Here is an 8,825-nt window from a genome sequence, read left to right as displayed (position 1 = left end):
CGACGATGTCTCGGCGAAGAAGCGTGTTAGCGACTTGTTCGAGCCGTTCGGGCTCGAACTTCGTCCGGAGGTGGTAGAGAACCGTGTTTGCCGATGGCGAGTCTTCGCTGGAGTTGCACAGCGTCGAGATTGAGGTCCCGTCGGCGGTTGCGCCGACGAGGACCTCGTAAATGTCCTTAGCATCGGTTTCAGCGTTGTTGGCAAGGTTCAGAGAGACTTCCTCGTCAAGTCGATTGACGAGGAAGTTAAGGAGCTGGTCTTCGTGGATTTCACTGTCTGCTTGCTGCTGTTTGCTAGGCACATTCGCAGCAAGCAGACGTTCTAACTAACCGGCTTTGTGAGGTACTGAGGTTGGACTGGTACTGGACATACCTCCAAATTCGCGGCAGGATGCTGTAACTCTACGTCTGAGAACCGTCGTTCCACAGTCCTACATAAGAGCGAGGCTGCGCGCCGCCGATGGACCCGGCTACGTGTATGCGCTAAACGACGGTATTGACACTGTCGTGGATGTCTACCGGCCCGATGCAACGAACATTAGTCCGAACTGACACTATCTAACGCCACTGCCGGTGAGTGATGCAGGGTATCGTCCGAGACGAGAAACGTTCAAGTGTGATAGGTGTCTCTGGATGAAAAGTAGGCAAGCCTCGGCTGGTCCCGACTCGACGACTGCCGGTGGCCTCCGGTGATTCGACACTACACGACTGGGACTGACGGGCCAGTGAGAGCACTGCAGCGTGACGGGAGATAACGTCCGACAGTCGACGGCAGACCAGGACGGCTGAGAGAGTAGACCGGATTTCGCGTACGATATGACAGAAGATTCATCGAACGACCCCGACGACGAAGCACGACGAGCCGAAGAGCTTCGAACGACAGTCGAGCCCACCACGGTGACGGACGAGACGATCGACGAACTGTGTGCGCTCCTCGACGGCCGTCACGGCCGTTCGGACGCCCACGCGGCCCTGTCGAAGATTTCGACCCACCCCGACTGCGCACGACGCGTCGCAGTTGCGCTCCAGCCGTACCTCGTTCACGAGACCAGACGAACGCGGGAGGAGGCCCTCGACATGCTGGCGTGGACTGCACGGACGGACCCAGATGCACTCGAGACCACTGTCGAGTGGCTCTTCGGGCACCTTGACACCGAGGACGAACACGTGCGCGCCACCGCCGTGACCGCGCTCGAGAGACTCGCCGAAGCCGAGGCGCTCATCCTTCGCTCGCACGTTGACGAGCTCGTCGACTTCCTCGACGACGACGCCTTGCGGGCAGATGCAGTCAGCCTTTTGGCGACGATTTCACACGCCTATCCGGAGGAAATCGCTCCAGCGAGTGACGAGTTGTTGGCACTGTCCGCGGACGAGACCGTCGACGCCAGTGCGATTCCGTCGCCGCTCGGGACCGTCGCTTTGGTGCGGCCGGATATCGTCGATGCCGTCATCGAGCTGTTGCGAGCGGAACTCGCCGCGGCGGAGCGGGACCCGGAGCGGATCGGGATTGCGAGTACACTCGGGACGATTGCAGTGGCGTATCCGGAGGAGGCCCCGATGGTGGTCGCGGAGCTGCTCTCACTCGCCGAGGGGGAGCCCGACGAACGGGACGCCGATATCGACCGTGGTGTAGTGCTCTCATTCGTCGGGTCCATCGGGGTCGCACACCCCGAGACGGTCGTTCCCGAACTGTCCCGTCTCACGGCACTCCTCGACGACGACAACCGACTGGTCCGCTCGTCCGCGGTGGAGGCCCTCGGAAACATCGCGACCGTCCGGCCCGCTGCAGTCCGGCCGGCTCTCGACGACATCGTAGCGAGGTTCGACGGGGCCAGCGAGGACCTGCAGTTCGACGTCGTGACGGCGCTCGGGAAGGTTGCCGCAGCCGATCCCGAGGCCGCCCCGCGCATCGTGGCGACGTTGGACGAGTGGTTCGACGACGACACGGCGGACGACGGAGCGGCCGGGGGCGACGCGGCGGATCAGGGGTTGTTCGGCCTGGCTGGCAGTGGCCAGGACGCGATTGGGGCGACTCACGACGACAACCAGTGGCAACTCCAGCAGGAAATCCTCCGGGCCTACGCCCGAATCGGTGCTGGCTCTCCCGACGTCCTCGACCCGGTGATGGACGATATTCGGGCCTCTCTCGCGGACGAGAACCTCTCCTCGGAGGCTGCCGAGGCCCTCGGAGCGGTCGGTGGCGCTCGTCCCGACTCGGTTGCTCCCGCCGTGGCTGGGCTCCACGAGCTGCTCGCCGAGGGTCCCTACTGGGGCCGGAGGGCTGCCGCCAGCGCGCTCGGAAAGGTCGGGGCCGCGGACCCCGAGGTGGCCGACCTCGTCGTCGACGATCTGCAGCGCCGTCTCGCCGACGGCAACTATGCTGTCCGAGCGGCTGCGGCCGAGGCCCTCGGCAGGATCGCCACGGCGGACCCGGACGTGTCAGCACGCGTCAGAGATGAGATACAGCCACTCGTCGACGACGACGAACCGGACGTCCGTTCGGCAGCGCTCGACGCATTCGGGCAGCTGGCGGCTGCGGACCGAGACACGGCCGAGCGTGTCGTCGAGGACCTGCAAGCCGGCCTCAGTGATGTCGACCCGCACGTTCGGTCGTCGGCAGCGAAGGGGCTCGGTACCGTCGGGGCTGCCCATCCACGACTGACCGCCACCGCCGTGGAAGCCCTCGAATCCCGGTTCGAGTGTGACGAGGAGTACCTCTCCGTCCGAGCGTCGATCGCCGAGGCATTGCGGGCGCTCGCGGGGACTCACTCCGATACCGTCACCGTGAGCGACGCCGAACTGCAGCGAGTCGTCGACGCCGACGTGAATCTGGTGGTGGAGTAGCCCAACCACGGCCCAGTGGAGTCGGTCGGCACGCGACTGCTGGACCGCCGACAGGTCTGTTTCCACCCCGAGCGAGCCGCTAGTTCGGTACCGAACGTCCGGTGGCTCCGTGCCCTGGTGACGTATCTGGAAGCGCTCTTTCGGCTGTCGACAGGGGACGTTCCCACGTCGTTACCGCCACTTCGCGACGGGGCCACCCACGTCTCCACGCTCGACGTGAATCTCGTGTTGCCAGAGTGTCTCCCCGCGATACGGTGGGTCGTGGGCGACCACCATCGTCACCCTCAGCTCGCCCACGATACTCGGAGCCAGGGTGTAGATGGCACAGGCCTCGGGCAACGTGGACTCGAAGGGGTCCCGCTCGGTGCCATCGGGCTCCAGAATCCGGACCGTCCCTGCGGCGCTCGCAGTGACGACGACGCTGTTCTTCGCGGAATAGCTGGCGTGGACGACTCCGGGAAGCGTGACGGACACGGACTCGCACTCGTTCTCCCAGGTCAGCGTCGTCGCCCCGTCGTCGTCGCTGGTGTCGACGTACATCAGTGGGCTCCCTCGACGTACCCGAGCCAGGGCTGTCTCAGGTCCAGGGCCCCCGACCGGTCGCGTTCGTTGTACACCACGAACAAGCCGTCATCCGTCGGCCGGAGACAGTCCACGTCGCCGAGGTGGCCCTCGCGCGGGTAGCCCTGGGGTGCGGCACCGTCGGTGGACAAGAGGTCGGGCGCTGCGTGCGGGGCGCGGACGGGGAAGCGGTGGCGCTGACACTCTCCGTCCGTGTCGAACCAGGCGAGCCACGGGAGGCTCCCGTCCCCGACGACTGCAGTCCCCGAAAGCAGGTAGCCGTCTGCGGTCCCGACTGCGTCCCGCCCCACGTTGGTGGTGTTCGCGAAGCCGACGGCCCGGTTGAGCAGCACGCCCCCGTCACGGTCGACGACGAGCAGGCGGGCGTCGTTCGTCTCCGAGCCCTCCCACGCGTTCCCCGTGATGACGCTGGCGTGGTCAGTGGCGCGGTCCGCGGCGTAGGACAGTTCAGCGTCGTCGGATGCGTCGATGGCTGCGATACTGTCGAGACGGTCGAAGCTCCCGCGGTCGGCGTAGTAGTACTCGGTGTGGGCCTCGCTGCCGTCCAGGACGAGCCAGCAGACGCGTGCGTTGGTGACGTACCTGACCGCGCCGGTGTCGTCGGCGACGAGCGACCGGCAGCCAGCCGTAGTGGGTCCGTCGCCAGCGTTCGGTACCGTCGTCGCCATCGGCGGCGAGCAGCCATGTCTCGAAGCGTCGGGATGTGAGGGAACGTTCCGAGTCCAGACCTCGTCTCCAGTCTCGCTAGCCAGCGCATACAGCGTCTCCTCGGCACTGAAGTATACCCGCCCGTCAGCAACAGCAGGCGAGGACCCGATCTGTGACCGGTCGCCGAACTGGTCGTACCGCCACTGAATCTCGCCGGACTCTGCGTCAAGGGCGAACATCGCGGGAGCTTCGAATTCCTCCTCGTCCTCGGAGCCGCTGACGACCAGCGGACCATCGCCGTACGAACCGACGTACACCGACCCGTCGACGACTGCCGGTGACGACGATCCGAATCTGTGGCCAACCTCCGTGTTCCAGAGTACGTCGCCGCTTTCAGCGTCGAGCGCGTAGAACTGCTTGCCCCACGTTCCGAAGTACAGTGTCCCGTCGACGAGTGCTGGTGCAGAAGAGAGATAGCCCGCTGGTTCGAACTCCCACTGTTGTTCTCCGGACTCTATCTCGATCGCATGGACGAGCCCAGGGTCACCACTCCCGCCAACGTAGACCAGACCGTTTCCGACGACTGGCGACGTGTTCATCGTCGGAGTTCCACCGTCGTAAGTCCAGGAAACCTGGGCGTTCTCCGACCCAGGACCCGTGACACTCCCATCCTGTCCGGTGTTCCGTGGATTCGCACCGAACTGTGGCCACGTATCCGATTGGGACTCGGTGTCCAGGGGCTCGGTTTGTGCTGGACTGGTTCGCTCCGGGGCTGCGACATCAGACTCGCTGATGCACCCTGAAAACGCGGTCAGGCTAACTCCAAGGGCTGTTGTGAGAATCCGACGTCGGGTGGAGGAGACCGAGCGGTCGCTGGACATGATTAACGGGATATGTGTCACGAGTTCACTAATAGGTTCGTCAGACTGAAATCGCTATTTTGGTGGAACCAATCCGGAGGACAACTGCGGAATACTCCGCTGAGATCGCGGTCTCTATTGCGTTGTAGTCGGCCAACCTCGACAGCTTTACTTGTCATCGAGTGTTAATTTGTAGCACTATGCACGACTTGACGGGCTTCCAGCGGGACTTGCTCTATACTATTGCCGGACTCGATGAGCCCAAGGGCCTCGCAATCAAGGACGAGCTCGAAGACTACTACCAGAAGGAGATTCACCACGGTCGCCTCTATCCGAATCTGGATACACTCGTCGACAAGGGACTCGTCGAGAAAGGACAGATGGACCGTCGGACCAACTTCTACACGCTGACTCGCCGTGGCCGGCGTGAAATCGGCGACAGAGGAGAGTGGCAAGCGCAGTACATCGATACCTCGGCCTGAGCGGAGGGAACAGAGCGCACCAGTATGGTCGCAACAGTCGCTCGGCGCTGATCCAATATCGAGGTGTGGCTGTACCAGTAAGAGCCGCTAACAGAGTCATTTGAACACACTCCATCTCTCCTAGGGCCATCTAAGGAGGAGATACAGGATTAGAAATTTTGAATAGGCCTTTAATTACGTACAGGGACAATTGAAACTCGATGGAGGTTACCTTCCAGCACGCGAACCCCCACTCTGGGCACGAGTCGGTACTGGTCCGGCTCTCGGGGGACGTGACTGACCAGACAGCGTGTATCCTCTTCGATTCAGGCACAGACGTCGATGTCGATGGGCTACTCGAGGACGACGAATACCTCACAGCAATCGTCCTCACACATGCCCATCTCGACCATTACGCAACCCTGGGCACGAATCTGCGTGATGGCGCTCCAGTCTACACGTCCGAACCGACAGCGGCCATCCTCGACACTGTCCTGACCGAAGCAGCAACCAACTACGACATCTCGAACGTCGACGCTGTCGTCGACGCACTCGAACCGATCTCGGACTGGACCACGGTGCTGGGCGATATCGAGCTCCGTCCCGTTCCAGCCGGACACACCCCTGGTGCAGCCGGCTTTCCGCTTCGGTTCGACGACGGTGGTGAGCACAGAACGATGCTCGTGACCGGGGACTGGACGCAGCGATCTGCCGCCGGCTTCTCCGGGCTCCCCACGACGCTCTCGCCCGACGCCGTCTTCCTGACCGGGGCGACAAACGAGGAGTTCGAGAGCGAGCTCACCGCCGCCGTCGAGACGATCCTCGAGCGCGTCCGAGCTGGGTCGACAGTCCTCGTCACCGCCAGTGGACTGGCCGGCGTTCACATCGCCGCACTCCTGGCCGAACTCGACACGATCGACATCGACCCGCCATCAGTCTCGATCACCGGTCACGCCGCGAAGCTGTACGAGACCCTAGGCTACGACTATTCAACTGTAACGTCTGTTCCGACGTTCGACGATGCCGATGTAATCCTCGAACCCGGCGCTGTGACCATTGCCGGACCAGAGGTACCTGTCGAGGGGAGTGCTGCGAAGTTCTACGACTGCGTTCAAGACGACCCGGGGGCGACGCTGGTACAGCTCACGAGCGGGAGTGTCTCGCCGGTCGAGTCTGCTGGCTGTACCGTCGACTGCTTTCAGTACAGCAATCATCCACCTGAGGCGGCTGTCGACGATCTCGTCGAGGACCTTGCCCCGAGACAGGTCGTCATGATGCACCAGTCCGGGGCGGCACTCTCCCGGTACAAGGACCGCTACGACAGCTTCGTGTGGGCAACCACGGACCGGGACGAATACAGAATCTACGAGGACGGGACGTGGGTGGCACCACCCTGGGTGAACGACCGTGTCGCCCGCCGGCTTCGCAGCCAGCAATATGGAAACGGAAGCAGCCTCGGCTCGTTCATCGACAGCGAACGATCATTGGCCAACGTCGAACAGAGTGAAATCAGTCTCGAGGCAGAGGGCCTCGATGTCTCCTCTCTTAGGACCCAGTTCCGGCAATCCGCCCCGGAACTATCGAAGTCGAAATCTGCGTCCCAGTATACTGATTCGCCGGTCGAAGGCGAGGATACAGATATTCTCGAACACGTCGACGAGATCAAGTCACGACTTTCCCGAGTCGAAGAGGCTCTCACCGACAGAGATGATGCAGGGTACGGGACTCATCAGGTTCGTGTCGTCGACGCCGGCGACGGGTGTCTGTTCCTCCGTCTTTGCAACACGGACGACGTGGATCAGAGCCTGACCCATGGGGACACCGTGACGATCCGACTCCAGAACACGCCCGACTAACCCCATGGGTTCACTGCCGGAGCCGGTATCCCTACTACATTGCAGACACAATGTCGACTCAATTAGGTACATGGACGGTGGTTCCACTCCGATTCCCCCGTTCGCAGAGGAGGCCCTCGCTGTACTCCAGGACACGATAGACGATTCCTCGGGGATCGAAGAGCAATCTGCGCTCAAGGCGCTTGAGGCCGAAGGATTCAGTACTGCTGATGCCAGGGAAGCACTCGAAGTTCTCGAGATGCGGGGTTACCTCTACCGTGTCGAAAACCAGCTCCGGATTACGGATTAATGGCTCTGTTGAAACCCTCTTAGTCAGACACCATCTGCGGTGAAACAGCCGGTAGGTAGAATTGCGCATCTACCACTAATTATATTGTCAGTTTAGGAGATGGGTCTGGCTACGGGAGCGCGGTCTCGAGGTCCTCACGGAGGTCATCAGCGTCTTCGAGGCCAACCGACACTCGCACCAACGTCTCGGGGATCTCCGCTGTCGCTTCCCCATGACCAACCGCATCAGGAATCATCAACGACGGCGCTTCGACGAGACTCTCGACGCCCCCGAGACTGGCTCCGGGGGTGAATATCTCCAGCCCTTCGAGAAACGCTTCGAGTTCGATGCTCGTGCCGTCGAACTCGAAGGACAGCATCCCGCTGTACCCCGACATCTGCTCACTTGCTAGGTCATGTTGAGGGTGGCTCTCCAACCCTGGATAATAGACACGGGCGACTCGGCTGTGGCTTTCGAGAAACCGTGCGATCGCGACCGCGTTCTCCTCGTGGTGTTTCATCCGGGCTGGCAACGTCTTCACACCTCGCCCGACCAAATAGCAGTCGAACGGCGAGAGCATGTTTCCAAGCCCCGTCCGCTGAGCAAACGCTAACCGCTCAAAGACATTGTCATCGTCCGTGATGACGGCACCGCCAATCGAGTCAGAATGACCATTGAGGTACTTGGTGGTGCTGTGAACGACGATATCGGCACCCAGTTCGAGAGGTGCTTGGAAGTACGGACTCGCGAAGGTGCTGTCAACGGCGAACGGAATACCGTGTTCGGTGGCGATATCGGCTATCGCCCGAACGTCGCATAGTCGTATCAGCGGATTCGTCGGTGTTTCCACCCAAATCAACTCGGTATCCGAGTCGACCGCCGCCGCGACGTTCTCGGGGTCGCGTGCATCGACGAACTCAACATCGACGCCGAGGTGACCGGCAACGTGTTTCGTGAGCAGTTTTTCGGTCCCGCTATAGATGGAATCGGCTCTATTGAATCCACGGACGGCGTCGGGACGAGTCGTCAGAACGTTGGAAGTGAAGCGGGAGAGTACAGTTGTGCAAAAGGTCCTCTTCCGCTTCGTTAAACAAGCTGTCTCGATAGCACGAAAACTTACTGATGCTGCGCTAATGCAGATCAGCCATCCAGCCGGCAACGGGGTTGCCGGCTGGAAGCACGCCGTCCTGCACTTTCTCCGGCTTCACATGGACGCAACGCTCCAAGAAGTCCTCGACTGGGCCGAGGAGATGGAGCGGGTACGAGCCGCGCTCGTTCTCGAGCGCGGCGAGTTCCCCGGCCCATCC

Annotated in this window: 6 protein-coding genes and 3 pseudogenes; 5 read left to right on the top strand and 4 right to left on the bottom strand. The window is 62.0% G+C overall.

The window, feature by feature from the left end; translation table 11 throughout:
• A pseudogene (locus BLT27_RS18420) lies at positions 1-301 on the bottom strand (ISH3 family transposase); the annotation flags it as partial.
• A gap of 775 nt (positions 302-1,076) precedes the next feature.
• Between BLT27_RS18420 and BLT27_RS18415 the strand changes: the two are divergent.
• A complete protein-coding gene (locus tag BLT27_RS18415) occupies positions 1,077-2,843 on the top strand; it encodes a HEAT repeat domain-containing protein (protein ID WP_217639189.1) in 1,767 nt (588 codons plus the stop codon).
• Positions 2,844-3,014: 171 nt separating this feature from the next.
• Here the strand turns inward: BLT27_RS18415 and BLT27_RS18410 are convergent, their stop codons facing one another.
• Together BLT27_RS18410 and BLT27_RS18405 are read right to left on the bottom strand one after the other, a co-directional pair.
• Positions 3,015-3,383, bottom strand: a complete 369-nt coding sequence (locus BLT27_RS18410) for a hypothetical protein (RefSeq protein WP_089736538.1) — start codon at positions 3,381-3,383, stop codon at positions 3,015-3,017.
• On the bottom strand, positions 3,383-4,672 hold the full coding sequence (locus BLT27_RS18405; RefSeq protein WP_175526520.1) for an outer membrane protein assembly factor BamB family protein: 1,290 nt from the start codon (positions 4,670-4,672) through the stop codon (positions 3,383-3,385). The genes BLT27_RS18410 and BLT27_RS18405 overlap by 1 nt, the downstream gene beginning before the upstream one ends.
• A gap of 461 nt (positions 4,673-5,133) precedes the next feature.
• Between BLT27_RS18405 and BLT27_RS18400 the strand changes: the two genes are divergently transcribed.
• From BLT27_RS18400 to BLT27_RS18390, 3 genes are all read left to right on the top strand, one after another.
• Complete coding sequence (locus tag BLT27_RS18400) at positions 5,134-5,415, top strand: helix-turn-helix transcriptional regulator (RefSeq protein WP_089736534.1); 282 nt, start codon at positions 5,134-5,136, stop codon at positions 5,413-5,415.
• A gap of 200 nt (positions 5,416-5,615) precedes the next feature.
• On the top strand, positions 5,616-7,250 hold the full coding sequence (locus BLT27_RS18395) for an MBL fold metallo-hydrolase (RefSeq protein WP_089736532.1): 1,635 nt from the start codon (positions 5,616-5,618) through the stop codon (positions 7,248-7,250).
• 4 nt (positions 7,251-7,254) lie between these two features.
• The gene (locus tag BLT27_RS18390) at positions 7,255-7,539 is read left to right on the top strand and encodes a hypothetical protein (protein WP_245707877.1); all 285 of its coding nucleotides are present in this window, start codon (positions 7,255-7,257) and stop codon (positions 7,537-7,539) included.
• A 109-nt stretch (positions 7,540-7,648) separates the two neighbouring features.
• Here the strand turns inward: BLT27_RS18390 and BLT27_RS18385 are convergent.
• Positions 7,649-8,509: pseudogene (locus tag BLT27_RS18385) on the bottom strand (trans-sulfuration enzyme family protein); the annotation flags it as partial.
• Positions 8,510-8,579: 70 nt separating this feature from the next.
• Between BLT27_RS18385 and BLT27_RS18380 the strand changes: the two are divergent.
• Positions 8,580-8,825 (top strand): annotated as a pseudogene (locus BLT27_RS18380) (IS5/IS1182 family transposase); the annotation flags it as partial.

The organism is Haloarchaeobius iranensis (assembly GCF_900103505.1).
Classification (GTDB): domain Archaea; phylum Halobacteriota; class Halobacteria; order Halobacteriales; family Natrialbaceae; genus Haloarchaeobius; species Haloarchaeobius iranensis.
This window is presented reverse-complemented; position numbering and strand designations above follow the sequence as displayed.

Bases quoted from the DNA above. Each gene is read 5' to 3' on its own strand.
- BLT27_RS18395 (WP_089736532.1), top strand. From the start codon at position 5,616: ATGGAGGTTACCTTCCAGCACGCGAACCCCCACTCTGGGCACGAGTCG.
- BLT27_RS18405 (WP_175526520.1), bottom strand. From the start codon at position 4,672: ATGAACACGTCGCCAGTCGTCGGAAACGGTCTGGTCTACGTTGGCGGG.
- BLT27_RS18390 (WP_245707877.1), top strand. From the start codon at position 7,255: ATGGGTTCACTGCCGGAGCCGGTATCCCTACTACATTGCAGACACAAT.
- BLT27_RS18400 (WP_089736534.1), top strand. From the start codon at position 5,134: ATGCACGACTTGACGGGCTTCCAGCGGGACTTGCTCTATACTATTGCC.
- BLT27_RS18410 (WP_089736538.1), bottom strand. From the start codon at position 3,383: ATGTACGTCGACACCAGCGACGACGACGGGGCGACGACGCTGACCTGG.
- BLT27_RS18415 (WP_217639189.1), top strand. From the start codon at position 1,077: ATGCTGGCGTGGACTGCACGGACGGACCCAGATGCACTCGAGACCACT.